This window comes from Caulobacter sp. GW821-FHT11E11 (genome assembly GCF_058808315.1).
The window spans coordinates 115,409-141,006 of sequence record NZ_JBXARO010000001.1 but is presented as its reverse complement, the minus strand read 5'-3'; the positions used below and the strand labels follow the sequence as shown (position 1 = coordinate 141,006).

The window sequence follows — 25,598 nt, the reverse complement described above, 5'->3', positions numbered from 1 at the left end:
CGTTGTTGATCCCAAAGTGAGCAGGAGCCGGACCGTGATCGATCTCTACACCTGGACCACGCCCAACGGCCGCAAGGCCTCGATCATGCTGGAGGAGGTCGGCCTGCCCTATCGGGTCAATCCGGTGAACATCGGCAAGGACGAGCAGTTCGACCCACATTTCCTGGCCATCTCGCCCAACAACAAGATCCCCGCCATCGTCGACCACGACGCGCAAGGCGTCCATGGGGGCGGTCCGCAGAAGGTGTTCGAGAGCGGCGCGATCCTGGTCTATCTGGCCGAGAAGACCGGCAAGCTGCTGGCCCCGAGCGGTCCCGAGCGCTGGGCCGCCCTGGAATGGACCTTCTGGCAGGTCGGGGGCTTGGGCCCGATGGCCGGCCAGTACAACTATTTCGCCCTGCGCGCCGAGGAGAAGTCGCCGCTCGCCATCAACCGCTTCGGCGAGGAGGTCACGCGCCTGCTGGGCGTGATGGATCGGCGGCTGAACGACCATCCCTGGCTGGCCGGCGAGCACTTCTCGATCGCCGACATCGCCAGCTACGCCTGGACGAAGGCCATCCTGGCGGCCCTGGCAAAGGCCGAGCCCGACCGCGAGCCGGGCGTTCCCGCCGTCGAGGCCTGGGTGCAGGCGGTGGGCGATCGCCCGGCCGTCCAGCGAGGCATGGACGTGCCCAAGGTTTAGGAAAACTCCGTACGCCAGAGGAAAATCGGCCTCGCCCGACGCGGTCTGCCGCTTTTCTTCGGCGATACAGTTCTCTAGAGGGAGCGGACCATGATCCTGACCCTCTCCTGCCCCGACCAGCGCGGCATCGTCGCCAAGGTGTCCGCCTTCCTCTTCGAGCGCGGCTGCAACATCCTCGACGCCCAGCAGTTCGACGACCAGGAGACCGGTCAGTTCTTCATGCGGGTGGTGTTCGACGCCGATGGCGCGGACCGCGTCGCCTTGCGCGGCGAGTTCGGGACCCTGGGCGACGCCCTGAAGATGAAGTGGACGCTGCGCGACCGCGCCGAGCGCTATCGCGTGCTGCTGCTGGCCAGCAAGTTCGACCACTGCCTGGCCGACCTGGTCTACCGCTGGCGCATCGGCGAGCTGCCGATGGACATCGCCGGCGTGGTCTCCAACCACCCGGCCGAGACCTACGAACACATCGACCTGTCGGGCCTGCCTTTCCACCACATGCCGGTGACCAAGGAGACCAAGTTCGAACAGGAAGCCGATCTCTGGAAGCTGATCCAGGAGACCAAGACCGACATCGTCGTCCTCGCCCGCTACATGCAGGTGCTGTCGGACGGCCTGTCGGCCAAGCTGCAGGGCCGCTGCATCAACATCCACCACTCGTTCCTGCCGGGTTTCAAGGGCGCCAAGCCCTATCACCAGGCCCATGCGCGCGGTGTGAAGCTGATCGGCGCCTCGGCTCACTACGTGACCGGCGACCTGGATGAAGGTCCGATCATCGAGCAGGACGTCGAGCGCATCAGCCACCGCGACACGCCGGACGACCTGGTCCGCAAGGGCCGCGACATCGAGCGCCGCGTCCTGGCCCGCGCCCTGCGGTATCGCCTGGAAGACCGCGTGCTGCTGAACGGCCGCAAGACGGTGGTTTTCACCGACTAAGTTGCGCGTACACTAAAAACTGGATACGGACCCGGCTCATCTTTTTGACGCGCGTTCGGCGGCGAAACCGCTCACACTTTCGCCTAACGCGCTCGCTCAGCCCGAGGCTAACCAGCGCATGTCGCAGCAGAATCTCCGCGTGATGGTGACCGGCGGGTCGGGCTTCATCGGCTCGGCCGTGTGTCGCCATCTGGCCGGCCAGAACGATGTCGCGATCCTCAACTTCGACAAGCTGACCTATGCCGCCTCGCCGGCCAGCTTGGCCATGCTGGCGGGCAAGGCCGACTACCAGTTCGTGCAGGGCGACGTCGCCGACGCGGCCGCCGTCTCGGCCACGATCGAGGCCTTCCGCCCCAACGTGGTCATGCACCTGGCCGCCGAGAGCCACGTCGACCGCTCGATCACCGGCCCCGGCGACTTCGTGCAGACCAACATCGTCGGCACATACGTGATGCTGCAGGCGGCGCTGGAGCACTGGCGCACGCTGGAGGGCGCCGAGAAGGAGGCCTTCCGCTTCCATCACATCTCGACCGACGAAGTGTTCGGCAGCCTGGGGGCCGAGGGCCTGTTCTCCGAGACCACGCCCTACGATCCGCGTTCGCCCTATTCGGCGTCCAAGGCCTCGTCCGACCACCTGGCCCGCGCCTGGCATCACACCTACGGCCTGCCGGTGGTGGTCTCGAACTGCTCGAACAACTACGGCCCGTATCACTTCCCCGAGAAGCTGATCCCGCTGGTCACGCTCAATGCCCTGGAGGGCAAGCCGCTGCCGGTCTACGGCAAGGGCGACAATGTCCGCGACTGGCTGCATGTCGAGGACCACGCCCGCGCCCTGCACCTGATCGCCAGCCGAGGCGTGCCGGGCGAGAGCTACAATGTCGGCGGCCGCAACGAGCGCACCAACCTGCAGGTGGTCGAGACGATCTGCGACATCCTCGACGAACTGCGCCCGATCGCCGGCCAGAGCCGTCGCGAGCTGATCACCTTCGTCACCGACCGTCCGGGCCACGACGCCCGCTACGCCATCGACGCCACCAAGCTGGAGACCGAGCTGGGCTGGCGGGCGCAGGAGACCTTCGACACCGGCCTGCGCAAGACCATCCAGTGGTACCTCGACAACGAGGCCTGGTGGGCGCCGCTGCGCGAACGCTACGACGGTCAGCGCCTGGGCCTGAAGTAGCCGTCTACGACCTCGACGCCCTGGCAAACGGACGCGCCGTAAGCGACAGTCCAAGAAAAGCGTTGGGGAGGCTCCCGTGTCCAAGAAGATCATCCTCGCCGCCGTCGCGGCGACGCTGCTGGCTGTGCCGGCCGCTCCCGCCCTGGCGCGTCCGGCCTCGGCCGCTGAAGCTCCCGCCCCCGTCAAGATCGACAAGAAACGCATCGACGCGGCCCTGAAGGCCATGGTCGACAGCGGTCGCGCCGTCGGGGTCTCGGCGGTGGTCTGGAAGGACGGCCAGGAGCGCTATTTCGGGACCGCCGGCATGGCCGACCGCGAAGGCGGCAAGCCGATGCGCCGCGACACGCTGGTGCAGATCTTCTCAATGACCAAGCCGGTCACCGGCGTTGCCCTCATGCAGCTGTGGGAGCAGGGCAAGTTTGGCCTGGACGACCCGCTGTCGCGCTACCTGCCCGACTTCGCCGACATGAAGGTGATGGACGCCCAGGGCCAGACGCGTCCGGCGGCCCGGCCGATCCTGATCCGCGACATCCTGCGCCACACGGCCGGCTTCTCGTACGGCGGGACCGCCACCCCGGCCGACGCGGCCTTCACGGCGCTGGACCCGATGAACCAGGCCAACGACCTGACCGAGTTCGGCCGCCGCATCGCCAAGGCGCCGCTGCTGTTCGATCCGGGCGAGCAGTGGAGCTACAGCGCCGCCGTCGACGTCCAGGCCCTACTGGTCGAGAAGCTGACCGGCCAGCCGTTCGAAGCCTATGTGAAGGCTCACATCCTCGAGCCGCTGGGCATGAAGGAAGCGGCCTGGACCCAGCCCGAGGCCGCCTTCGCCCGGCTGGCCGCCACCTATAACAAGGGCCCCGACGGCAAGCTGGCGCGCCAGGCCGACGCCGAGACCCGCCGCCTGAACTTCGATCCCGCCCGTCGCCTGACCATGGGCGGGGCCGGCATCGTGGCCCCGATCGACGACTACGCCCGCTTCTCGCGCATGCTGTTGAACGAGGGCGAGCTGGACGGGGTGCGGATCCTGAAACCCTCGACCGTGCGCCTGATGGCCACCGACCATCTCGACCCCCGCGTCACCCAGCGCCTCTGGCTGCCCAGCAAGGGCACGGTCGGCTTCGGCTTCGACTTCACGGTCCGTAAGAGCCAGCCCCAGACGGCGGCCGAGAACCGCGGCGCGATCGGCGAATTCTTCTGGGACGGCCGCGAGACCACCCTGTTCTGGGTCGACCCGGTCAATCACCTGACGGCGGTGTTCTTCGTCCAGACCTACCCGTTCGACGGCACGCTGCACCACGACTTCCGCGACGCCGTGTACGGGAAGGACTATCTGGGCCCCAAGGGCGACTAGGGTTTGGGTTGGGTAGCCAGGTCTTGGGTCTTCGAGGCGCAGCCCCGCAGGGTCTCGCCGTCGATCCAGACCTCGGCCAGGTAGCCGTAACGGCGGTCCGACATGCCGTCCGAGCACTCGCCGGGCGTCAGGCGCAGGACGAGCCGCTGCTCGCCGGCCGTGGCGTCGAACACGCCCTGCTCGCCGTCGATGCGCACGCCGGAATTGCCGGTGACCACGTCCGGATGGTCGGGACGGGCCAGGGTCATGCCCTCGCTGCGCACCTTCACGTTCCAGAACGGCTCGGTCCCGACCGCGTCGAAGTCGCCGGAATAGTCCGGGCCGACGGTGATCGGCGCATCGGCCGGCGGCGGCGCCTCCTCGGCCGAGCCCATGGGCGACTGGCCACAGGCCGTTATCAACAGGGCGGCGGCGATCAGGACGACGGTACGCATGTCTTTGACTATCCCCTCCAGGTCCGGTGAGGCTAGACTCTGCGGCGATGAATCGGAACGCTTCTCCCTCCTTCCTTGAGTTCTTCGCCGGCGGCGGCATGGCCCGCATCGGCCTGGGCGAGGCCTGGACCTGCGCGTTCGCCAACGACTTCGACGCGGTGAAGGCGGACACCTATCGCGCCAACTTTGCCGACGCCGAGACGCACTTCCACGCCGGTGACGTCTTCGCCCTGAAGGCGGACGCGATCCCAACCGCCGATCTGGCCTGGGCGTCCAGCCCCTGCCAGGACTTCAGCCTGGCCGGCGCCCGAGCGGGCCTGGCGGGCGGCAAGTCATCGGCCTTCTTTGGTTTTTGGACCTTGATCAAGGCGATGTCGGCCGAGGGCCGCGCCCCGCCGGTGATCGTCATCGAGAACGTCGTCGGCCTGCTGACCTCGCACCACGGCGACGACTTCACCGCCCTGTGCGGCGCGCTGTCGGAAGAAGGCTACCGCTTCGGGGCGCTGGAGATCGACGCCAGCGCCTTCGTCCCGCAGTCGCGACCCCGCGTGTTCGTGGTCGCCACCCGCCTGCCGACCGAGGGCCTGGAAGGGACCAGCGGCTTCCATAGCCGCGCCGTGCGCGAGGCCGCCGCCCGCCTCCCCGACGACCTGAAGGAGCGCTGGATCTGGTGGGGCGCGCCCGCGCCGCCGGCCCGCAACACCGACCTGGCCGTCGTGCTCGAGCCCGACGACGCCGTGGCCTGGAACCCGCAGGACCGCACCGACGCCCTGCTGGCCCTGATGGCCGACAGCCACCGCGAGGCGGTCGAGCGCCGCATCAAGTCGGGCGAACGCGCGGTCGGCGCCGTCTTCCGCCGGATGCGCGGCGGCGACCAGCGGGCCGAGGTGCGCTTTGACGGCGTCGCCGGGTGCCTCCGCACCCCGCGCGGCGGCTCCTCGCGCCAGACCTTGCTGGTCATCGAGGACGGTCAGGTCCGCTCGCGCCTGGTCACGCCTCGCGAGGGGGCGCGCCTGATGGGCCTGCCCGACAGCTACCGGCTGCCGCGCTCGCAGACGGCGGGCCTGCAGGTGATCGGCGATGGCGTGGCGGTCCCGGCCGTGCGCTGGCTGGCGCAAACCCTGCTGGAGCCGCTGCTGATTAGCAAAACTGCAAGCCTCGCCGCCGAATGACCCCCTGACAGCTGGGTTTTGGAGGGCTAGTGTGCGCCCGCTTCCCGCAACCCATGGCTCCAGGGTGCCTCCGATGGACGACGCTTCCTCCCTCTATGACGCTTCGCGCTTCAAGCGCGCCGGTCGCGGCAAGATCTACGACTCGATCATCGACACGATCGGCGACACCCCGATCGTCCGCCTGCCGCGCCTGACCGCCGAGCTGAAGCCCAAGGGCGAGGTCGTCGCCAAGCTCGAATTCTTCAACCCGATCGGTTCGGTCAAGGACCGCATCGGCGTGGCCATGATCGAGGCGCTGGAGGCCAAGGGCCTGTTGAAGCCCGGCGCGACGATCATCGAGCCGACCTCGGGCAATACCGGCATCGCCCTGGCCTTCGTGGCCGCCGCCAAGGGCTACAAGCTGATCCTGGTCATGCCGGAAAGCATGTCGATCGAGCGCCGCAAGATGCTGCTGCTGCTCGGCGCCAAGCTGGAGCTGACACCGGCCGAGAAGGGCATGCGCGGGGCCGTCTCGCGCGCCCAGGAACTGATCGACGCGACGCCGGGTTCGGTGATGCCGCAGCAGTTCGAGAACGGCGCCAACCCGCTGATCCACCGCGTCTCGACCGCCGAGGAGATCTGGAACGACACGGCCGGCGCCGTGGACGCCGTGGTCTCGGGTGTCGGCACCGGCGGCACGATCAGCGGCGTCGGCCAGGTGCTGAAGGCCCGCAAGCCCAGCCTAAAGATGGTCGCGGTCGAGCCGGAGGCCTCGCCGGTGCTGTCGGGCGGCGCGCCCGGCCCGCACAAGATCCAGGGCATCGGGGCCGGCTTCGTGCCGGGCATCCTCGACCGCTCGGTGATCGACGACATCGTCCAGGTCAGCAATGACGACAGCTTCGCCATGGCCCGTCGCGCGGCGGCCACCGAAGGCCTGCCGGTCGGCATCAGCTCGGGCGCGGCCCTGACCGCCGCCTTCGACCTGGCCTTGCGTGACGAATATGCCGGCAAGCTGATCGTGGCGATCATCCCCAGCTTCGCCGAGCGCTACCTGTCCACGGCCCTGTTCGAGGGCCTCTGAGCCCCCTTCGCGTAGGCGTCGTCGGGTGCGGCGTCGGCGGCATGGCCGCCGCGCTCGCCCTGGCGCGTCGCGGACACCGGGTCACCCTGCTGGAGGCCTTCGCCGCTCCGCGGCCGCTGGGCTCGGGCCTGCTGCTGCAGCCCACGGGCCTGGCGGCGCTGAAAGCCCTGGGCCTGGATGAAACGATCCGTGAGGCCGGCGCGCGCGTCGACAAGCTGGAAGGCAAGGACACGCGCGGCCGCCGGGTCATGGACCTGGACTACGGCGACTGGCGGCCGGGCGCCCATGGCGTCGGCATCCACCGTGCCGTGCTGTTCGACACCCTGCATGACCAGCTGGCGCCGGCGGGCGTCGAGATCGTCACCGACGCGCGTGTCGTCAGGATCGAGAACCCGGCCAAGCCCATCCTGCACGACCAGCAGGGTCGCAGCTTCGGGCCGTTTGACCTGGCGATCATCGGCGACGGCTCGGCCTCGACCCTGCGCACGGCGATCCGGCCTGGCGCCAGAGCTCCGGTCTATCCGTGGGGCGCAGTCTGGACCAATGCGAGCGATCCCGAGGGCCGTTTCGCCGGAGCCTTGCGGCAGGTCTACCACCGCGCCGAGGTGATGACCGGCGTGTTGCCGGTTGGCCGGGGCGGGGAGGGCGAGACCGACCAGGTCGCCATCTTCTGGTCGACGCCGGTCAAGGACCTGGACGCGTTCCTGGCCAGCGACTTCGAGACGTGGCGGCGCGATCGGCTCGGATCGCTGTGGCCCGAGGTCGCCGCCCTGCTGGACGGGCGCGAGGCCTGGGAAGGCTTCTCGCGCGCCCTCTATCGCGACGTCTCTGTGGGGCGCTGGAACCGCGAGGCCTGCGTGCTGATCGGCGATGCGGCCCACGGCACGAGCCCGCAGCTGGGGCAGGGCGCGAACCTGGCTCTGGTCGACGCCGTCGAGCTGGCCGGCCGCCTCGATCGTGATCATCGCCCGACCGCCGTCGCCGTCCGCGCCTGGCAGGATCAGCGGCGGCGGCACACCGGCATCTATCAGTTGGTCTCCAAGGCCCTGACACCGCTCTTCCAGGCCCACGGCGCGTTCTGGCCTTGCATGAGGGACTGGTTCTTCACCCCGATGTCGCGCTGGCCAGGCCTCAAGCAGCTGGGCGTGCTGCTGCTGACCGGGACGTTGCGCCTGGGCCGCTTCCCACCGGAGACGCGGCCTTGACCACCGACGTCTATGACAAGGCCAAGCGTTCGGCCGTCATGGCCGCCGTGAAGAGCAAGGACACCACGCCCGAAAAGGCCCTGCGCCGGATCCTGACGGGCCTGGGCGCGCGCTACCGCCTGCATCGCAAGGACCTGCCGGGCAATCCGGACCTGGTCATGCCGGGCCGCAAGCTGGCCTTCTTCGTCCACGGCTGCTTCTGGCACGGTCACGACTGCGCGCGCGGCTCGCGGGTCCCGAAGAACAACCGCGACTACTGGCTGGCCAAGGTGGCCCGCAACGTCGCTCGCGACGAACGCTCAGTGGCGGCGCTGGAGGCGGCCGGCTGGCGCGTGGAAGTCATCTGGGAGTGCGACCTGAAAGACGAGGCGGCCCTGACGGCGCGCCTCAAGGCCGTGCTGGATCAGGCGGCGGCTTCGTCGGATGCGGACACGTCGACCGCCAGCACCTGAGCCAGGGCGCTGAACAGCTCGACCGGATCGATCGGCTTGGCCACGTGGCCGTTCATGCCGGCGGCCATGCAGGCGTCCCAGTCCTTGGGCGTGGCCGAGGCGGTGACGGCGATCACCGGCGTATCGCGATTGGGACCGGCGCCAGCGCGCAGGATGCGAGTGGCTTCGCGGCCGTCCATGCCAGGCATGTAGACGTCCATCAGCACCGCGTCGAAGACCTCGGCATTCAGCAGCTCCAGCGCTTCCTCGCCGGACTCGGCCAGGGTGGCGTCGACGCCGAACGGCTGGAGCACCAGCTCGATGGCCCGGCGGTTGACCACATGGTCGTCGACCACCAGCACCCGCAGGCCCGTGATCGAGCGGCCTTCCTCCTCGGCGCGCGGCGCTTCGGCGGTCTCGAAGGTGGCGGTCAGGGTGAAGTGAGCCCCATGACCGGGCGCGCTGGCGGCGGTCAGGTCGCCGCCCATCAGGCGGGCCAGCTCGCGGCTGATCGCCAGGCCCAGGCCCGAACCGCCATGCTGGCGCACGACGGCGGCGTTCAGCTGGTCGAACGGCGTGAACAGGCGCGGCAGGGCGGCCTCGGGGATGCCGGGGCCGGTGTCGATCACCTCGATCGAGAGCAAGACTTGATCGGGCGAGGCCTGGGCGTGCAGAACGACGGTGATCTCGCCCCGATCGGTGAACTTGATGGCGTTGCTGAGCAGGTTGTTCAGCACCTGCTTCAGCCGCATGGCGTCGCCGGCCACCCAGCGAGGCAAGCTGGCCGCGCCCTTGATGCGCAGCTTCAGTCCCTTGCGGGCGATCTCGGGCCGCCACAGGCGCAGGGTGTCCGACAGGGCCTGGCGCAGGTTGAAGGCCGACTGCTCGACCGTCATCCGGCCGGCGTCCAGGCGCGAGAGGTCCAGCAGGTCGTTCAGCAGGGTGCGCATCAGGCCGCCGGCGTCGGCGATCAGCTGGGCGTGGATCTTGGAGCTGGCCTCGGGGACCTCGCTGTGCAGGCGGGCCGCGCCGGCCAGGATGGCGCTGATCGGGGTGCGCAGCTCGTGGCTGATCATGGCCACGAAGGCCGACTTGGCGGCCACGGCTTCCTCGGCTTCGTGGCGGCGACGCTCGGCCTCGGCCTTGGCGTCGGCCTCGGCCTTCAGGGCGGTGTTGAGGGTGCGGCTGGCGACGGTGACCGAGATGATCATCAGCAGGGCGCCGAACCACAGGACGTCGGCCAGGTTGGCGCCGGGATTGGCGGCCTTGGCCACGAACGGCGCGACCAGCAGGTAAAGGGCGTGCGGGGCGGCGGCCATCAGGGTGGCCAGGCGGTTGCCGGCATTGACGACCACGACGTTCAGCAGGGCGCCGGCCAGCAGCATGCCGCCCAGGGTGGGGGCGAAACGGATGTGCGAGGCGAACAGCGCCATCGACACGGCGCCGAACGCCGCCGAGGTGATGAACGGCGCGACGACGGCGGCTACGCGTCGCCACGTCGGCGCGGTCTCCGACGGACGCCGCACCCAGGTCTCGAAGCCGTAGCAGACCGTGTAGGTCAGGGCCCACAGCCAACCCCAGGCCGGATGCAGATAGACCTGCAGCAACAGGGCGATGGCCAGGGTGGCGCCCATACGCAGATAGGTGTTCGCGCGCCCTGAGGCGGCGCGAGCCACATCCTTCTGCACCCCAGTCCCGATCATGGACGCCCTTGCCCCCTGAGACCCCCCGGTCCCCATCACGACCAGGCTAGCCGCGATGGGCTAGATGGAATTGAAAGAACGCCGCCTAGTCAATGGCTTGGACCAAAATTCAGTTTGGGCAAGATCGTGCGCGATCGGGCCTGCGTGGCGCCGTATCGGCAAGGATTTGCCCTTTGTGGCGCAGCTTAGGGCCGCGCGCCGAACGCCTTGGCCAGGTCGTCAGGGGTGACGCCGTCCAGCTCCAGGCGCTTGAGCCGGGCCGTGTCGCCGGCGGCGATCCGCACCGCCGAGCGCGGGATCTTCAGGGTCTTGGCCAGGAAGGCCAGCAGGGCCGCGTTGGCTGCGCCGTCGACCGGCGGGCTGGCCACGCGGACCTTCAGATAGGGCCGGCCGTCCGCGTCGCTGGCCCAGCCGTCGACCGCATCGCGGCCGCCACGGGGCGTGAGGCGAACGGCCAGAACCTCAGCCAAGAACGTTCAGCAGGGTGTTCTGAAGCGCCGGCAGGATGAAGATCTGCAGGCCGCGCAGCAGCAGCAGCACGACGATCGGGCTGACGTCGACGCCGCCGATCGACGGGATGATCCGGCGGAAAGGCGCTAGAATCGGGTCCGTGACGCGATCCAGGAAGCTGGCGACATTGTAGACGAACTGGTTGCGGCGGTTGATCACGTCGAACGCGAACAGCCAGCTCAGCACCGCCGAGATGATGATGGCCCACCACAGCAGGTCCAGCAGCGCATTGAGGATGAAGAAGACGAGATTGATGATGGGAGCCATGGGTTTCCGTCCGGACGCTTGAGCTTCTTGCCGCGCCTGGAGGTTGCTGGCAAGGCGCGGTGAGAACCCCGCTTGACGAGCGCGTCCAAGGGCCGTATCTCCGCCGCTCCTTGGGGCCGTAGCTCAGATGGTAGAGCGCCTCGTTCGCAATGAGGAGGTCAGGGGTTCGATTCCCCTCGGCTCCACCAAGGACCTTCCCGACATGTGCAAATGAACGCTTCGCCGGGCGCGAGCTTGGCCTTGCACGTTCATGCCCTTTCCGCGTGCGTCAGCGTCATCTCGCCGCAGGGGACTGAAATCCCCATCTCGGCGTGGGGTCTGCGACGACTCGCCACAGCCCAGGTTTACCGGATGGCGCCTCGCCCTGCGTGAGGTTGCCCCCTCGTCCGATCGAATGTCGGGCCAGCGGGGGCTAGAATGCGCCAATCCAAGATCACCGGGGCTAAATCCAGCCGGATCGCCTATCGCCTGGCGGCCGGATCCTTCGTCATCGCCGCGGCGCTGCTGGCGGCCGATGCGGCTTTCGCCGAAGAAGGCTCTGCCCTGACCCTGGGTGGCGGCTATACGGCCGATGTGACCGGCACGGTCAGCGGCGGCCTGGCCAAGCGCGGCCGGGTGCTGGACGACTTCCAGATCTCCGCCGATCTCGACCTGGACAAGGCCTTTGGCTGGAAGGGCGCGACCGCCCACGCCCTGCTGCTGAACAACAGCGGCGCCATGCCCAATGAGGACGCCGGCACGCTGCAGGGCGTCGACAATATCGAGGTCAGCCGCCAGCGCGCCCGCCTGTTCGAGGCCTGGGTCGAGCAGGGCTTCGGCGACAAGGGTTCGATCCGTGTCGGCCTGTATGACCTCAACAGCGAGTTCTATTCCAACGACAGCGCCGGCCTGCTGATCGCGCCAGCCTTCGGCATCGGCTCGGAGCTGGCGGCCACGGGTCCCAACGGGCCGTCGATCTTCCCGTCTACCGCTCTAGCCGTCCGTGCCCGCTGGACGCCCAACGAGCATGTCTACGCCCAAGCGGCCGTTCTGAACGCCAATGCCGGCGTGCTGGGCGATCCGGGCGGCGTCCACACCTCGTTCGACAATGGCGTCCTGGTGATCGGCGAGGCCGGCTGGCAGGGCCGCGGCAAGGTGGCCGTCGGGACCTGGCGCTATAGCGACAAGCAGGACGACATCCGCAGCGTCACGCCCGCCGGCGATCCGGTCCATCGCACCGCCCAGGGCGCCTATGTGCTGCTGGAACGCCAATTGACCGGCGAAGGCGACGACGCGGTCCGCAAGACCACCGCCTTCGCGCGCCTGGGCGTCTCGGACGGCGACACCACCGCCTTCAAGGGCGGCTGGCAGGCCGGCGTGCTGGTCGAGCATGTGTTCGAGAGCCGCCCCGACAGCGCCTTCTCGGTGGGCGTCAACCAGGCCTATCTGTCGAGCAAGTTCCGCGACAACGCCTTCGACGCGGGTCAGCGCCTCCAGCACGCCGAGAGCGCGATCGAGGTGACCTATTCGGACAAGATAGGCCCGGTGACGATCCAGCCCGACCTGCAATATGTGAAGGACCCGGGCGCCGACGGCGGCGTCGGTCACGCCCTGGTGGCGATCCTGCGGGTGGGGGTGGAGTTCTAAGGAACTCCACCCGCTCCGGATCTTAGGCCGAGGCGGCTTCCGCCACGGCTTCGGCGGTGATGCCGAATTCCTTGTAGAGGCGCTCGAACGGGGCCGAGGCGCCGAAGCTCTTCATGCCGACGAACTTGCCGTTCTCGCCAATGAAGCGCTCCCAGCCCATCTTGATGCCGGCTTCGACGGCCACGCGCACCGGCGCATTGCCGATGACCGAAGCCTGATAGGCGGCGTCCTGCTTGTCGAACAGTTCCCAGCAAGGGGTCGAGACGACGCGGGTCGGCTTGCCCTTGGCCTGCAGGATGTCGCGGGCGGCGACGGCGACGCCGACCTCGGTGCCCGAGGCGAAGATCGTCACGGCCGCTTCACCACCCTCGGCCGCCAGCAGCTCGTAGGCGCCCTTGGCCGACAGATCGCCGCCGGCGGTGCGCACGTGCGGGGTCTTCTGGCGCGACAGGGTCATGACCGACGGGGTGCGGGCGCTTTGCAGGGCGACCTTCCAGCACTCGGCGGCTTCCACCGCATCGGCCGGACGAAACACCAGCAGGTTGGGGATGGCGCGCAAGCTGGCGACCTGTTCCACCGGCTGGTGGGTCGGGCCGTCTTCGCCCAGGCCGATGGAGTCGTGGGTCATCACGTGGATGACGCGGGCTTCCATCAGCGCGCCCAGGCGGATCGCCGCGCGGCTGTAGTCGGCGAAGGCCAGGAAGGTGCCCGAATACGGGATCACGCCGCCGTGCAGCGACATGCCGTTCATGGCCGCGGCCATGCCGAACTCGCGCACGCCGTAGTGGACGTAGCGGCCGGTGTACTCCGGCGCGTCGAACGCGCCCATGCCCTTGACCAGGGTGTTGTTCGAGCCGGTCAGGTCGGCCGAGCCGCCGATCATTTCCGGGATGGCCGGGATCAGCTGGTCCAGGGCCGAGCCCGAGTGGACGCGGGTGGCGTTGACCGGCTTGGTCTCGACCGCCTTGGCGATGTGGGCGTCCAGGGCTTCGAAGGCGCTGGCCGGCAGTTCACCCGCCATGGCGCGCTTGAACTCGCTGGCGTTGATCGAAGCGGCCAGCTTGGTTTCCCAGGCCTTGCGGACCTTGGCGCCGCGACGGCCGACGCTCTTCCAGGCCGTGGCGATGTCGCCCGGCACGGTGAACGGCTCGGCGTCCCAGCCCATGGCGACGCGGGCGTCGCGGATCTGGTCGTCGAACAGGGTGTAGCCGTGGCTGTGGGGGTCGCCTTCTTTCGGACCCGCGCCCTTCGAAATCAGCGTCTTGCACGCGATCATGGTCGGGCGGTCCTGCTTGGTGGCCCAGCGCAGGGCTGCGGCGATCTTGCCGTGGTCGTGGCCGTCGACGACCTTCACGGCCCAGCCGGCGGCCTTGAAGCGGGCGACCTGGTCGCCGGTTTCCGAGATCGTGGCCTCGCCGTCGATGGTGGTGTTGTTGTCGTCAAACAGCACCGTCAGCTTGGCGAGCTTCAGGCGGCCGGCGATGCTGATCGCCTCATGGCTGACGCCTTCCATCAGGCAGCCGTCGCCAGCGATCACCCAGGTGCGGTGGTCGACCAGGTCAGAGCCGAAGCGGCCGGCCAGATGGGCTTCCGCCATCGCCATGCCGACGGCCGTGGCCAGGCCCTGGCCCAGCGGACCCGTGGTGGTCTCGACGCCGGGGGTGTGGTGGACTTCCGGGTGGCCGGGGGTCAGCGAGCCCCACTGACGGAAGTTCTCGATCTCCTTCATCGTCACGGCCTTGAAGCCGGTCAGGTGGAGCAGGGAATAGAGCAGCATCGAGCCGTGGCCCGCCGACAGCACGAAGCGGTCGCGGTCGTGCCAGTTGGGCTGCGACGCGTCGAACTTCAGGAACTTGCCCCACAGGACGGTCGCCACATCGGCCATGCCCATGGGCATGCCTTGGTGGCCGGACTTGGCCTTGTGCACGGCGTCCATGGAAAGGACGCGGATCGCGTCGGCCATCTTGATGGGCGAAACGGGCATGTGGGCTTCCGTCTTTTCTATGTTTTGCGGGGCTGCGCGAGGGGCGCACTCGCATGGGAGGCCCCGGGGGTCAACCCAAGCGGCGGACTTCTGGCGACATGCTGAGGACGCTATGCAACATCGTCCGGTGACGTTATAGCTGGATGCAGACTTATGCTCAGTTTAAGCATAACCCTGAAAGGCCGGTTCCTTGGGTAGTCCGTCGTTCTTCTCGCCCTACCGCCACGGCTTCGTCCGTGTGGCCACCGCCGTTCCTAAGGTGAAGCTGGCCGATCCGGCCGTGAACGCCGCGAGCGTCCTGGCCCTGGCCCGCGAGGCGCATGACGCTGGCGTGGCGGTGATCGTGTTCCCGGAGCTGGGCCTGACCGGCTACACGATCGACGACCTGCTGCAGCAGGAGGTCTTGATGGACGCCGTCGAGGCGGCGATCGCGACCCTGGCGCAGGAGACCCGCAAGCTGGCGCCGCTGATCGTGGTCGGAGCGCCGCTGCGCGACGGCGGCCGGCTCTACAACACCGCCGTGGCGATCCAGGGCGGCCAGGTGCTGGGCGTCGTGCCCAAGAGCTTCCTGCCCAACTACCGCGAATTCTATGAGCGCCGCTGGTTCACGCCTGGCGCGGGCGTCACTGGCAAGACCCTGACTCTGGCCGGCCAGAGCGTGCCGTTCGGGACCGACGTGCTGCTGCGCGCCGATGCGCCGACGCCGTTCACCGTCGGCATCGAGATCTGCGAGGACGTCTGGACGCCGACCCCGCCCAGCACCGCCCAGGCGATGGCCGGCGCAGAGATCCTGCTGAACCTGTCGGCCAGCAACATCACCATCGGCAAGTCCGAGACCCGCCGCCTGCTGTGCGCCAGCCAGTCGTCGCGGATGATCGCGGCCTATGTCTATTCGGCGGCCGGGGCGGGCGAGAGTTCGACGGATCTCGCCTGGGACGGCCATGTCGACATCCACGAGATGGGCGCGCTGCTGGCCGAGAGCCCGCGCTTCTCGACCGGCCTGGCCTGGACCTATGCCGACATCGACGTCGAGCGGATCCGCCAGGAGCGCATGCGGGTCGGCAGCTTCGGCGACGCCATGGCGCTGAACCCGGCCAAGGTCCCGTTCCGCGCCGTGCCGTTCAGCTTCGAAGCGCCCGCCGGCGATCTCGCCCTGGTCCGTCCGATCGAGCGCTTCCCGTTCACGCCCTCGGACCCCGCCAAGCTGCGCGAGAACTGCTACGAGGCCTACAACATCCAGGTTCAGGGCCTGGCCCGGCGCCTTGAAGCGTCGGGTCTAAAGAAGCTGGTGATCGGTATCTCGGGCGGCCTCGACTCGACCCAGGCGCTGCTGGTGGCGGCCAAGGCGGTCGATCAGCTGGGCCTGCCGCGGACCGATATCCTGGCCTACACCCTACCGGGTTTCGCCACCTCGGATCATACGAAGAACAATGCCTGGGCGCTGATGCGGGCGATCGGCGTCACCGCCGCCGAACTCGACATCCGTCCGGCCGCGACCCAGATGCTGAAGGATCTGGACCACCCGTTCGGGCGTGGCGAGCCGGTCTATGACGTGACCTTCGAGAACGTGCAGGCGGGCCTGCGCACCGACTACCTGTTCCGCCTGGCCAACCACAACGCCGCGCTGGTCGTCGGCACCGGCGACCTGTCGGAACTGGCGCTGGGCTGGTGCACCTACGGCGTCGGCGACCACATGAGCCATTACAACCCCAATTGCGGGGCGCCTAAGACGCTGATCCAGCACCTGATCCGCTTCGTGGCCCATTCCGGCGATGTCGATGCGGCCACGACGGCGCTGCTGGAGGACATCCTGGCCACCGAGATCTCGCCGGAGCTGGTGCCGGGCGAGCAGACCCAGGCCACCGAGAGCTTCGTCGGCCCCTACGCCCTGCAGGACTTCAACCTCTTTTACATGACCCGCTACGGCATGGCGCCGTCCAAGATCGCCTTCCTGGCCTGGAGCGCCTGGCATGACGCGGATCAGGGCGGCTGGCCGGTGGGCCTGCCCGACAGCGGCCGGCGCGCCTACGACCTGGCCGAGATCAGGAAGTGGCTGGAGCTGTTCCTGAAGCGGTTCTTCGCCAACCAGTTCAAGCGCTCGGCCGTGCCGAACGGGCCCAAGATCTCGTCGGGCGGGGCGCTGTCGCCGCGCGGCGACTGGCGGATGCCGTCGGACGCCAAGCCCGACGCCTGGCTGGCGGAGCTGAACGCGAACGTTCCCGGTCAATAAAGCCTTCGCGACGGGCGCGCTTCACGATATCCCCACGGCCAAGCAGGGGTGCTTGTCAGTCTGAGGTTACTCTTGGCCGCGATCTATCCGGTTATCCTGTGCGGCGGTTCGGGCACGCGTCTGTGGCCCGCGTCGCGTAGCGACCAGCCCAAGCAATTCCTGAAACTGGTCGGCGACCGCTCGTCGTTCCAGGAAACGGTGCTGCGGGTGCGTGACCTGCCGGGCGTCGCCGAGATCGTCGTGGTCACCGGCGAGGCCATGGTCGGCTTCGTCGCCGAGCAGACCGCCGAGATCGACACCTGGGTCACCATCCTGGTCGAACCCGAGGCCCGTGACAGCGCCCCGGCCGTGGCCGCGGCCGCCGCCTATGTCCAGGGCCTGGACGCCGAGGGCGTGGTGCTGATGCTGGCCGCCGACCACCACGTGGCCGATCCCGCGATGTTCGGCGAGGCCGCCGTCATTGCCGCCAAGGCCGCCGAACACGACCTGATCGTCACTTTCGGGGTGCAACCCACAGTGCCGGCCACGGGCTTCGGCTACATCCGTCCCGGCGCGCCGCTGCTGGACGGCTCGGTGCGCGAGGTCGCCGCCTTCGTCGAGAAGCCCGACCGCGAGACCGCGGAGCGCTATCTGCTGGAAGGCTATCTCTGGAACAGCGGCAATTTCGCCTTCAAGGCCAGCACGCTGCTGGGCGAGTTCGAGGCGTTCGAGCCTTCGGTCGCCGAGGCCGCCAAGGCCTGCGTCGCCAAGCTGGAGCTTGAGGCCGGGATCGGCCGCCTGGACCGCGAGGCCTTCGCCGGCGCGGCCAAGATCAGCCTCGACTACGCGGTGATGGAGCGGACGACCAAGGCGGCCGTGGCCCCGGCGTCGTTCGCCTGGTCAGACCTGGGGGCCTGGGACGCGATCTGGGAGGCTTCGGACCGCGACCATGCCGGCAACGCCAGTGATGGCGACGTCGACCTGCACCAAGCCTCGAACGTTCTGGTCCGCACCACCGGCCCCTATGTCGGCGTGATCGGCGTCAGCGACATCGTGGTCATCGCCGAGCCGGACGCGGTGCTGGTCTGTCACCGCAAGGACAGCCAGGCCGTGAAGGTCCTGGTCGATGGGCTGAAGGCCAAGGGCCGCTCGATCGCCTCGCGCAAGAGCGCTTCGCCCAACGGGACCGAGACCCTGGTCAGCACCGACGGCTTCGACGTCGAGTTGCGCCGCGCCCCGGCCGGCGAGACGGTGGTCCTGCCGGTCTCGACCGTGCAGCTGCTGGAAGGCGTGCTGGAGATGGACGGCGACGTCTACGCCGCCGGCGCGATCATCCCGCTGGAGGCCGAGACCCGGGCGCGGGCCATCGGCGCGGCCACGCTGCTGGTCACCCGGCCGCGCTGAGCGCTCGGTCCATCTCCAGGATCGACAAGACGATGTGGTAGAACGAGCTGGCCGGCGCCGGCTCGTCCACAAAGGTCTCGTCGGGCTGGTACTTGTCGCGCCACAGGCCCGGAACCGGGGTGCGCAGATAGGTCAGCAGCCCCTCGGCGCCGGCGGCGGCCATGCCCCAGTACTTGGCGTCGCCGGTGACTTCGGCGGCCAGGACGGCGGCCTTGATCCGCTCGGTCTGCGGCCACAGGCGGGCGCCGTTGTCGTGGATCGAGAAGTCGTCCAGCAGGGCGTTGATCGCCACGCCGCGCGCCAGGTCGACGCCTTGGGTTTCCGCGTCGTCGATCATCCGCAGGGCGGCGGCCGTGGCATCCGGGCGTCCGGCCAGCTTGCCCCAGCGCAGCAGCAGCCAGCCCCATTCGAACTGGTGGCCCGGCTCGCAGATCCGGCCCTCGACGCCCGGCGCGGCGTTCCAGTCGAGGTCGAAGAACTCGCGCAGCTGGCCGCTCTCGGGCTGAATGAACTTGGCCAGCGCCAGCTCGGCGATCTCGTCGGCCAAAGCGCGCCAGGCCGGGTCGCCGTCGACCTCGGTCCAGGCCAGCATGGCCTCGAACAGGTGCATGTGCGGGTTGGACTGCAGCGGCGCGGTCGGCGGGTTGGACTGGTGGAAGCCGGCCACCGGATGCTTGCGCTCGGCGATCAGCTTTTCACGCACGGCCGTCGCGATGGCCTTGGCCTCTTCCGCGCGGGCCGGCAGCGTCTTGGCCACCGCCGCCAGGGCGAACATGGCGAAGGCCTGGTCGTAGAGGTCGGCGGTCTCGTCCAGGCTCTCGCCGCTGGGGCCGATCAGGGTGCGGAACAGGCCGTCAGTGCGGCGATAGTGCGAGAGATAGAACGACAGGCCATGCTCGACCGCCGTCCGCCACGGACCGGTCCAGCCCAGGTCGCCGGCGATGGCGAACGAGTAGATCTGGCGCGGCAGCACCCGGCCGCGACGCGGGCCGTCGACGGGCGCGCCCTCCAGGTCCAGCTTCTCGAAGAAGCCGCCCTTCACGTGATCGGCGCCGGTTTCCCACCACAGCGGATAGGCCGCCTCGGTCGCCCAGGTCTTGAGGCGGTCGCGCAGGCGGGCGGCGTCGGCGAAGGCGTTGGTCATCGAAGGCTCCAGAAGCGGCTCTTTCTAGTGCGGATCGTGTGTCCAGGCCAAGACGGAGCCTTGGCGATTTGGCGCTACTCGGGGTAGTGCTCAGGCCATGACCGACGCTGCCGCGCTTCCTCCCCTGAAGGCCGTCTTCCTCGATCGGGACGGCGTGCTGAACATCGACCACGGCTATGTGTTCGATCCTGCCAAGCTGAACTGGATCGACGGCGCCCGCGAGGCGGTGGCGGCGATGACCCAGGCGGGGCTGAAGGTCCTGGTGGTCACCAACCAGTCGGGCATCGGCCGGGGCTATTTCGACGAGGCGCAGATGGACCGGTTCCACGGCGCCATGCAGGACCAGCTGGCCGAGCTGGGCGGGCGTATCGACGCCTTCTACCACTCGCCTTTCCACGAGGCGGCCGTCGTCGACGCCTTTCGCGTCGCCGACCATCCCGATCGCAAGCCCAATCCCGGCATGGTCCTGCGCGGCCTGGCCGACTGGAACCTGGCGCCGGAAGAGGCCGTGATCATCGGCGATCGCCACATCGACGTGGAAGCGGGCAACCGGGCGGGCATGCCGGGTTACCTGTTCAAGGGTGGCAACCTGCGCACCTTCGTCGGCCAGGTGCTGGGCGATCGGGTTCCGGCGCTGAAATGAAGATCCTGCAGTTCGGCCAGACCGGCCAGGTCGCCACGGCGGTCCAGGCCGCAGCGCGGGATCGTGTCGAGCTCATCGCCCTGTCGCGCGCCGACTGCGATCTCGAGAACCCCGAGGCCATTCGCGCCGCGATCCTGGCCGCCGACTGCGACCTCGTCCTGAACACCGCCGCCTTCACCCACGTCGATCCCGCTGAGGCGCGGCCCGACGAGGCCTTCGCGGTCAACGCCACGGCGCCGGGCGCGATGGCCGCCGCCAGCGCCGAGCGCGGTCTGCCGTTCGTGCATCTGTCGACCGACGCGGTGTTCGACGGCCTGACCGGTCGTCCCTATGTCGAGACCGACGAGGCCAAGCCGATCAACGTCTACGGCCGCTCAAAGCTGGCCGGCGAGCAGGCGGTGCTGGCCCATCCCCGTACGACGGTGCTGCGCATCTCGTGGGTCTTCTCCCGCTACGGCCGCAACTATGTGAGCTTCATGCTGAAGCTGGCCCGCGAGCGCGAGGTGCTGAAGGTGGTGGCCGACCAGTTCGGCACGCCGACCGACGGCGAGGCCCTGGCCGACTTTCTGGTCGCGACCGCGCCGCGCTGGGCCGCCGCGCCGGCCGGTGATCCGGTCTTTGGCCTGTTCCACTTCGCCAATGCCGGCGAAACTAGCCGCTTCGGCTTCGCCAAGGCCGCGATCGATCGCGATCCAAACAGCCGTGCCCGCGTCGAGCCTACCACCCAGGCCGCCTTCGCCGAGCCCGCCCCACGCCCGCCGCGCACGCCGCTCGACACCGGCAAGCTGCAGATGGTGTTCGGTTTCACGCCCGAGCCCTGGCGCGTGGCCGTGGAGCGGACCGCAGATCGACTGGTATGACGAGTCTGGCGTGACGCCGCCGCTCGGGCTAAACCGGCGCAACTCCAAACATAACCAGCAGGCGCGAGCGACCATGCAGATCTTCCTCGACAGCACCGACACCAAGGTCATCGCCGACCTGAACGCGACCGGCCTGATCGACGGCGTCACCACCAACCCGACCCTGATCGCCAAGTCGGGCCGCCCGATGCTGGAAGTGATCGCCGAGATCTGTGACATCGTCCCCGGCCCGATCAGCGCCGAAGTCGCCGCCACCACGGCCGACGCCATGATCGCCGAAGGCAAGAAGCTGGCCGCGATCGCTCCGAACGTGGTGGTGAAGCTGCCGCTGACCCGCGACGGCCTGATCGCCTGCGCCGCCTTCGCCGACGAAGAGATCAAGACCAACGTCACCCTGTGCTTCTCGCCGACCCAGGCCCTGCTGGCCGCCAAGGCCGGCGCGACCTACATCTCGCCGTTCATCGGCCGCCTGGACGACTACGGCTTCGATGGCATGGACCTGATCCGCGACATCCGCGCGATCTACGACAACTACGGCTACGAAACCGAGATCCTGGCCGCCTCGGTGCGCAACGCCGCCCACGTCAAGGAAGCCGCGATCATCGGCGCCGACGTCGTCACCATCCCGCCGGCGGTGTTCGCCGAGCTCTACAAGCACCCGCTGACCGACAAGGGTCTGGAACAGTTCCTGAAGGACTGGGCTTCGACGGGCCAGTCCATCCTGTAAGGAATTTTGCGCTCTCGGGCGGGCCAGGCGCTCGCTCGGGAGGCGAACAAGTGATCACAGTTTATTTCGCATTGGCGAAGCTGGTTCGCAAATGCGAGTTCGTGCGTTAAAGCTTGGTCCGTCCACAGAGGGCCACATCCATGGCTTTGACGACCGCTGAGACAGAAGTCCGCCTGGCCGGCCCCGAAGAGGCCGACCGCTTCTCGCGATTCCTGCACGGCTTCCTGTCGGCCAACGGTTTTCCGTTCGTCATCGTCCACGACACGCCCGAGCTTCTGGGCCAGCTGCGCAAGGTGGTGTTCGAGGACGTCTGCCTCAGCCGCAAGTTCGCCGCCGAGTGGCTGAACCAGCGCGGAACGGCCGGGGCGGCGTAGGGCTTTCCTTCTTTCCCAAACAGCACCTATCTAGGGGAAAATCGTTTCACCCTGCAGCGGAGCTGCGCCATGAACGACCCTAAATCTGGCCTTCCCAGCATGGCCGGCTCGGCTCTCGACCTGATCGGCCGCACGCCGATGATGGAGGTCAAGAACCTCGACACCGGCCTGTGCCGCCTCTTCCTCAAGCTCGAGAACCAGAACCCCGGCGGCTCGATCAAGGATCGCGTCGCCCGCTCGATGATCGAGGCGGCGGAAGCCGACGGCCGGCTGAAGCCCGGCGGGACGATCATCGAGGCCACGGCCGGCAATACGGGTCTGGGCCTGGCCCAGGTGGCCAGCCTCAAGGGCTACAAGCTGATCCTGATCGTCCCCGACAAGATGGCGCGGGAGAAGATCCTGCACCTGCGGGCCATGGGCGTGGACGTGCGCCTGACCCGCAGCGACGTCGGCAAGGGCCATCCGGAATACTACCAGGACATGGCTCAGAGCCTGGCCCAGTCGATCCCCGGCGCGCTGTACGCCAACCAGTTCGAGAACCCGGCCAATCCGCTGGCCCACGAGACCACGACTGCGCCGGAGCTGCTGACCCAAATGGACGGCGACATCGACGCCATCGTCGTCGGCGTCGGCTCGGGCGGCACCCTGACCGGCGTCGGCCGCTACATGAAGGCTCACTCTCCTAAGACCAAGATGGTTCTAGCCGACCCTGAGGGCTCGATCCTGCGCGACTATGTCGAGACCGGGACCTTCGGCGAGGCCGGCAGCTGGATCGTCGAGGGCATCGGCGAGGACTTCATCCCCGACAACGCTCAGATGGACCTGGTCTCCCAGGCCTATTCGATCAGCGACCGCGAGAGCGTCGACACCGCCCGCCTGCTGCTGAAGAAGGAAGGCATCCTGGCCGGCTCGTCCTCGGGCTGCCTGCTGGCGGCGGCGCTGAAATACTGCCGCGAGCAGACCGAGCCCAAGCGGGTCGTGACGCTCGTCTGCGACACGGGGTCGAAGTACCTGACCAAGATGTTCAACGACTTCTGGCTGGCGGCCCACGGCTTCGACGGCCGCGAGCTGCACGGCGACCTGCGCGACCTGATCGCCAAGCGCTACGCCGACGGCGGCGTCATCGCCATCGGCCCCGACGACACCCTGCTGACCGCCTACAACCGCATGCGCTCCAGCGACATCAGCCAGCTGCCGGTCGTCGACCATGGCAAGCTGGTCGGCATCCTCGACGAGAGCGACGTGCTGGCCGCGGTCGAGGCCGGTGACGAGGCCCCGCGCTTCAAGACCCTGGTCGGCGCGGCCATGACCCGGGCCGTCAACACCCTGCAGGCCCATCAGTCGGTCGACGACCTGCCCGACGTCTTCGATCGCGACGAGGTCGCCCTGGTGGTCGACGGTGAAGAATTTCTGGGTGTCATCACCCGGGTCGATCTGATCAATCACCTGCGTATGAGCGCCTGAAGGACCCTGCATGACCGACATCCCCGGCAAGAACCGCCTGGACTTCGCCACGCGGACCATTCACGGCGGCCAGTATCCCGACCCGACCACGGGCGCGGTGATGGTCCCGATCTACGCGACCTCGACCTACGCCCAGACCAGCCCTGGCGAGCACAAGGGCTTCGAGTACAGCCGCAGCCACAACCCGACCCGCTTCGCTTTCGAGCGCAGCATCGCCGACCTTGAGAGCGGCACGGCGGGCTTCGCCTTCGCCTCGGGCCTGGCGGCCGCCTCGACCATCCTGGAGACGCTGGACAGCGGCGCGCACGTGATCGCCAGCGACGATCTCTATGGCGGCTCGTTCCGGCTGTTCGAGAAGGTGCGCAAGCGCTCTGCCGGCCTGACGTTCAGCTTCGTTGACATGGCCGATCTGGCGGCCGTCGAGGCGGCGATCACCCCGGCGACGAGGATGATCTGGGTCGAGACCCCGACCAATCCGATGCTGCGACTGGCGGACCTGGCGGCCATCGCCGCGCTCGCGAAAAAGCGCGGCTTGATCACGGTCGCCGACAACACCTTCGCCAGCCCCTACATCCAGCGACCGCTGGAGCTGGGCTTCGACGTCGTCATGCACTCGGCGACCAAGTACCTGAACGGCCACTCCGACGTGGTGGCGGGCGTGGCGGTGGTCGGCGACAACGCCGCCCTGGCCGACCAGATGAAGTTCCTGCAGAACGCCATCGGTTCGGTCCTTGGGCCGTTCGACAGCTTCCTGGCCCTGCGCGGCGTGAAGACCCTGGCCCTGCGCATGCAGCGCGCGTGCGACAGCGCGCTCGAGATTGCCCAATGGCTGGAGAAGCACCCCGCCATCGAGCGGGTGATCTATCCCGGCCTGGAAAGCCACCCGCAGCACGACCTGGCCAAACGCCAGATGACCGGCGGCTTTGGCGGCATCATCTCGGCCGACGTGAAGGGCGGCCTGGCGCCGGCCCGCAAGATGCTTGAGCGCACGCGCCTGTTCACGCTCGCCGAGAGCCTGGGCGGGGTCGAAAGCCTGATCGAGCATCCGGCGATCATGACCCACGCCTCGATCCCGGCCGATCAGCGCGCGGCGCTGGGCATTTCCGACGGCCTTATTCGGCTTTCGGTGGGGATTGAGTCTTGCCGGGACCTGATTTCCGACCTCGACGCGGCTTTATCAGGCTGAGCAGGTGATGGTGCTCGCCCTCGCCCGGCATGACGGGCGAGGGGTCCTTGGCCTTGGTCGGACGCGGCGGCGGCAGGTCGGTGCGGGCCGGGTCCTCGGCCAGCAGATGGGCGGCCAGCATCAGGTCGGTCTTGACCGGACCGAAGTCGGCCGACGCCGTCCAGACACGGATCGCGGCCTGAGCGAAGGCTTCCGACAGGTCGACGACCTCGATCATCACCGCCGGATCCTTGCGGATGCGCGGGTCGCTCTCGGCCCGCTCGCGCAGGCGCTTGAGGACCATCACCAGATCGGTCTTCAGCGGAACCTTGAAAAGCACGTCGGCCCGTCGGCTGCGGTGGGTCGAGTAGTTCAGGATCACGTCGCCGAACACCTTGCTGTTGGGGATCATGACCTTGACGTTGTCGGGGGTGGCGATCTCGGTGAACAGCAGGTCCAGTGACTTCACCGTGCCGTTGCGGGTCGAGGTCTCGATCACGTCGCCGACGCGATAGGGGCGGAACAGCAGGATCATCACCCCGGCCGCCACGTTCGACAGGGCGCCTTGCAACGCCAGACCAATGGCCAGCGAGGCCGCGCCCAGGACCGCGATGATCGAGGTGGCCTGCACGCCCAGCTGCTGAAGCACCGCCACCAGGCCCACGGCCACGACGGCATAGCGCACCAGTGACGACAGGAAGCTCTCCAGGGTCGGGTCCGGATTCTTGCGGTGCACGCGGCCCAGGCCCCGCTTGGCGACATTGGACAGCCAGCCCGCAACCCAGAAGGTCAGGAGCAGGATCAGGGCGGCGACCACCAGGTTCACCGCCAGCTTGCCCAGCCAGTCCAGGAAGTGTCCGAGCATGGTCTCGTCGGCCTTGACGTTGGCGAGCGACGGCAGGGACGCATCCGCCGGTACGAGGGTGGGTTTGGTCTGCATAAGGGTCTCGATAGGCGCCCCCGCGCTGATCGGTCAACGACAGGATGAGCTGACGGTTCCGCTTGTGGCGGGAAACAGTCGGTTACATCAATTGGCTCGAAATCGTCATGAACCGCGCATAAAGGCC

The 25,598-nt window shown here is 68.4% G+C and carries 24 protein-coding genes and 1 tRNA gene; 18 read left to right on the top strand and 7 right to left on the bottom strand.

The genetic code is table 11. The features are described from left to right. Window positions 1-34 precede the first annotated feature (34 nt). The 4 genes from AC1RR5_RS00660 to AC1RR5_RS00645 all read left to right on the top strand — a co-directional run bounded on the left by AC1RR5_RS00660 (window position 35) and on the right by AC1RR5_RS00645 (window position 4,149). The gene (locus tag AC1RR5_RS00660; protein ID WP_492919176.1) at window positions 35-682 is read left to right on the top strand and encodes a glutathione S-transferase family protein; all 648 of its coding nucleotides are present in this window, start codon (window positions 35-37) and stop codon (window positions 680-682) included. A 90-nt stretch (window positions 683-772) separates the two neighbouring features. Beyond that, complete coding sequence (gene purU, locus AC1RR5_RS00655; RefSeq protein ID WP_492919175.1) at window positions 773-1,615, top strand: formyltetrahydrofolate deformylase; 843 nt, start codon at window positions 773-775, stop codon at window positions 1,613-1,615. Window positions 1,616-1,733: 118 nt separating this feature from the next. Next, window positions 1,734-2,795, top strand: coding sequence for a dTDP-glucose 4,6-dehydratase (gene rfbB / locus AC1RR5_RS00650; RefSeq protein WP_492919174.1), 1,062 nt, complete (start codon window positions 1,734-1,736; stop codon window positions 2,793-2,795). A 76-nt stretch (window positions 2,796-2,871) separates the two neighbouring features. Beyond that, entirely contained in the window at window positions 2,872-4,149 is a 1,278-nt protein-coding gene (locus AC1RR5_RS00645) for a serine hydrolase domain-containing protein (RefSeq protein WP_492919173.1), read from the top strand. Here AC1RR5_RS00645 and AC1RR5_RS00640 read toward each other — a convergent pair. Beyond that, window positions 4,146-4,583, bottom strand: a complete 438-nt coding sequence (locus AC1RR5_RS00640; RefSeq protein ID WP_492919172.1) for a COG3650 family protein — start codon at window positions 4,581-4,583, stop codon at window positions 4,146-4,148. The two genes, AC1RR5_RS00645 and AC1RR5_RS00640, sit on opposite strands and share 4 nt — an antisense overlap. Before the next feature lie 47 nt (window positions 4,584-4,630). Between AC1RR5_RS00640 and AC1RR5_RS00635 the strand changes: the two genes are divergently transcribed. The 4 genes from AC1RR5_RS00635 (at window position 4,631) to AC1RR5_RS00620 (ending at window position 8,472) form a co-directional block, all read left to right on the top strand. Next, window positions 4,631-5,755: a DNA cytosine methyltransferase gene (locus AC1RR5_RS00635; protein ID WP_492919171.1), complete on the top strand. Its 1,125-nt coding sequence runs from the start codon at window positions 4,631-4,633 to the stop codon at window positions 5,753-5,755. A gap of 73 nt (window positions 5,756-5,828) precedes the next feature. Continuing rightward, window positions 5,829-6,815: a cysteine synthase A gene (gene cysK, locus AC1RR5_RS00630; RefSeq protein ID WP_492919170.1), complete on the top strand. Its 987-nt coding sequence runs from the start codon at window positions 5,829-5,831 to the stop codon at window positions 6,813-6,815. After that, on the top strand, window positions 6,734-8,020 hold the full coding sequence (locus AC1RR5_RS00625; protein ID WP_492919786.1) for an FAD-dependent oxidoreductase: 1,287 nt from the start codon (window positions 6,734-6,736) through the stop codon (window positions 8,018-8,020). The genes cysK and AC1RR5_RS00625 overlap by 82 nt, the downstream gene beginning before the upstream one ends. After that, complete coding sequence (locus AC1RR5_RS00620) at window positions 8,017-8,472, top strand: very short patch repair endonuclease (RefSeq protein ID WP_492919169.1); 456 nt, start codon at window positions 8,017-8,019, stop codon at window positions 8,470-8,472. The genes AC1RR5_RS00625 and AC1RR5_RS00620 overlap by 4 nt, the downstream gene beginning before the upstream one ends. On the opposite strand, the gene AC1RR5_RS00615 is transcribed toward AC1RR5_RS00620, so the two are convergent. The 3 genes from AC1RR5_RS00615 to AC1RR5_RS00605 form a co-directional block, all read right to left on the bottom strand. Then, the gene (locus tag AC1RR5_RS00615; RefSeq protein WP_492919168.1) at window positions 8,424-10,154 is read right to left on the bottom strand and encodes an ATP-binding protein; all 1,731 of its coding nucleotides are present in this window, start codon (window positions 10,152-10,154) and stop codon (window positions 8,424-8,426) included. The genes AC1RR5_RS00620 and AC1RR5_RS00615 overlap by 49 nt on opposite strands. Before the next feature lie 185 nt (window positions 10,155-10,339). Beyond that, window positions 10,340-10,624, bottom strand: a complete 285-nt coding sequence (locus AC1RR5_RS00610) for a DUF167 family protein (RefSeq protein WP_492919167.1) — start codon at window positions 10,622-10,624, stop codon at window positions 10,340-10,342. Beyond that, entirely contained in the window at window positions 10,617-10,931 is a 315-nt protein-coding gene (locus tag AC1RR5_RS00605) for a YggT family protein (protein WP_492919166.1), read from the bottom strand. Before AC1RR5_RS00605 ends, AC1RR5_RS00610 begins: the two co-directional genes overlap by 8 nt. 112 nt (window positions 10,932-11,043) lie before the next feature. Here AC1RR5_RS00605 and AC1RR5_RS00600 point away from each other — a divergent pair. Continuing rightward, window positions 11,044-11,119, top strand: a tRNA-Ala gene (locus tag AC1RR5_RS00600). Window positions 11,120-11,348: 229 nt separating this feature from the next. Then, window positions 11,349-12,557, top strand: coding sequence for a carbohydrate porin (locus tag AC1RR5_RS00595; protein WP_492919165.1), 1,209 nt, complete (start codon window positions 11,349-11,351; stop codon window positions 12,555-12,557). A 22-nt stretch (window positions 12,558-12,579) separates the two neighbouring features. On the opposite strand, the gene tkt is transcribed toward AC1RR5_RS00595, so the two are convergent. Further along, window positions 12,580-14,541 (bottom strand): transketolase, encoded by a 1,962-nt coding sequence (tkt, locus tag AC1RR5_RS00590; protein ID WP_492919164.1) that lies wholly within the window; start codon window positions 14,539-14,541, stop codon window positions 12,580-12,582. A gap of 190 nt (window positions 14,542-14,731) precedes the next feature. On the opposite strand from tkt, the gene AC1RR5_RS00585 reads away from it, so the two are divergent. Together AC1RR5_RS00585 and AC1RR5_RS00580 are read left to right on the top strand one after the other, a co-directional pair. After that, a complete protein-coding gene (locus tag AC1RR5_RS00585) occupies window positions 14,732-16,771 on the top strand; it encodes an NAD(+) synthase (protein WP_492919163.1) in 2,040 nt (679 codons plus the stop codon). A gap of 72 nt (window positions 16,772-16,843) precedes the next feature. Further along, on the top strand, window positions 16,844-18,154 hold the full coding sequence (locus tag AC1RR5_RS00580) for a mannose-1-phosphate guanylyltransferase (protein ID WP_492919162.1): 1,311 nt from the start codon (window positions 16,844-16,846) through the stop codon (window positions 18,152-18,154). Here the strand turns inward: AC1RR5_RS00580 and AC1RR5_RS00575 are convergent. Beyond that, the gene (locus tag AC1RR5_RS00575; protein ID WP_492919161.1) at window positions 18,138-19,298 is read right to left on the bottom strand and encodes an AGE family epimerase/isomerase; all 1,161 of its coding nucleotides are present in this window, start codon (window positions 19,296-19,298) and stop codon (window positions 18,138-18,140) included. The genes AC1RR5_RS00580 and AC1RR5_RS00575 overlap by 17 nt on opposite strands. A 97-nt stretch (window positions 19,299-19,395) precedes the next feature. Here AC1RR5_RS00575 and AC1RR5_RS00570 point away from each other — a divergent pair, with 97 nt between their 5' ends. The 6 genes from AC1RR5_RS00570 (at window position 19,396) to AC1RR5_RS00545 (ending at window position 24,552) form a co-directional block, all read left to right on the top strand. Then, entirely contained in the window at window positions 19,396-19,941 is a 546-nt protein-coding gene (locus AC1RR5_RS00570) for a D-glycero-alpha-D-manno-heptose-1,7-bisphosphate 7-phosphatase (protein WP_492919160.1), read from the top strand. Next, on the top strand, window positions 19,938-20,801 hold the full coding sequence (gene rfbD / locus AC1RR5_RS00565; protein ID WP_492919159.1) for a dTDP-4-dehydrorhamnose reductase: 864 nt from the start codon (window positions 19,938-19,940) through the stop codon (window positions 20,799-20,801). The genes AC1RR5_RS00570 and rfbD overlap by 4 nt, the downstream gene beginning before the upstream one ends. A 73-nt stretch (window positions 20,802-20,874) precedes the next feature. Continuing rightward, on the top strand, window positions 20,875-21,528 hold the full coding sequence (gene fsa / locus AC1RR5_RS00560; protein ID WP_492919158.1) for a fructose-6-phosphate aldolase: 654 nt from the start codon (window positions 20,875-20,877) through the stop codon (window positions 21,526-21,528). A 140-nt stretch (window positions 21,529-21,668) separates the two neighbouring features. Next, window positions 21,669-21,902, top strand: coding sequence for a hypothetical protein (locus AC1RR5_RS00555; protein WP_492919157.1), 234 nt, complete (start codon window positions 21,669-21,671; stop codon window positions 21,900-21,902). Between the two features lie 69 nt (window positions 21,903-21,971). Then, the gene (locus tag AC1RR5_RS00550; RefSeq protein ID WP_492919156.1) at window positions 21,972-23,366 is read left to right on the top strand and encodes a pyridoxal-phosphate dependent enzyme; all 1,395 of its coding nucleotides are present in this window, start codon (window positions 21,972-21,974) and stop codon (window positions 23,364-23,366) included. Between the two features lie 10 nt (window positions 23,367-23,376). Beyond that, window positions 23,377-24,552: a trans-sulfuration enzyme family protein gene (locus AC1RR5_RS00545; RefSeq protein WP_492919155.1), complete on the top strand. Its 1,176-nt coding sequence runs from the start codon at window positions 23,377-23,379 to the stop codon at window positions 24,550-24,552. Here AC1RR5_RS00545 and AC1RR5_RS00540 read toward each other — a convergent pair. Further along, window positions 24,479-25,471 carry a mechanosensitive ion channel family protein gene (locus AC1RR5_RS00540; protein ID WP_492919154.1) on the bottom strand — a complete coding sequence of 331 codons (993 nt, stop codon included), beginning with the start codon at window positions 25,469-25,471 and terminating at the stop codon, window positions 24,479-24,481. The two genes, AC1RR5_RS00545 and AC1RR5_RS00540, sit on opposite strands and share 74 nt — an antisense overlap. Window positions 25,472-25,598 lie beyond the last annotated feature (127 nt).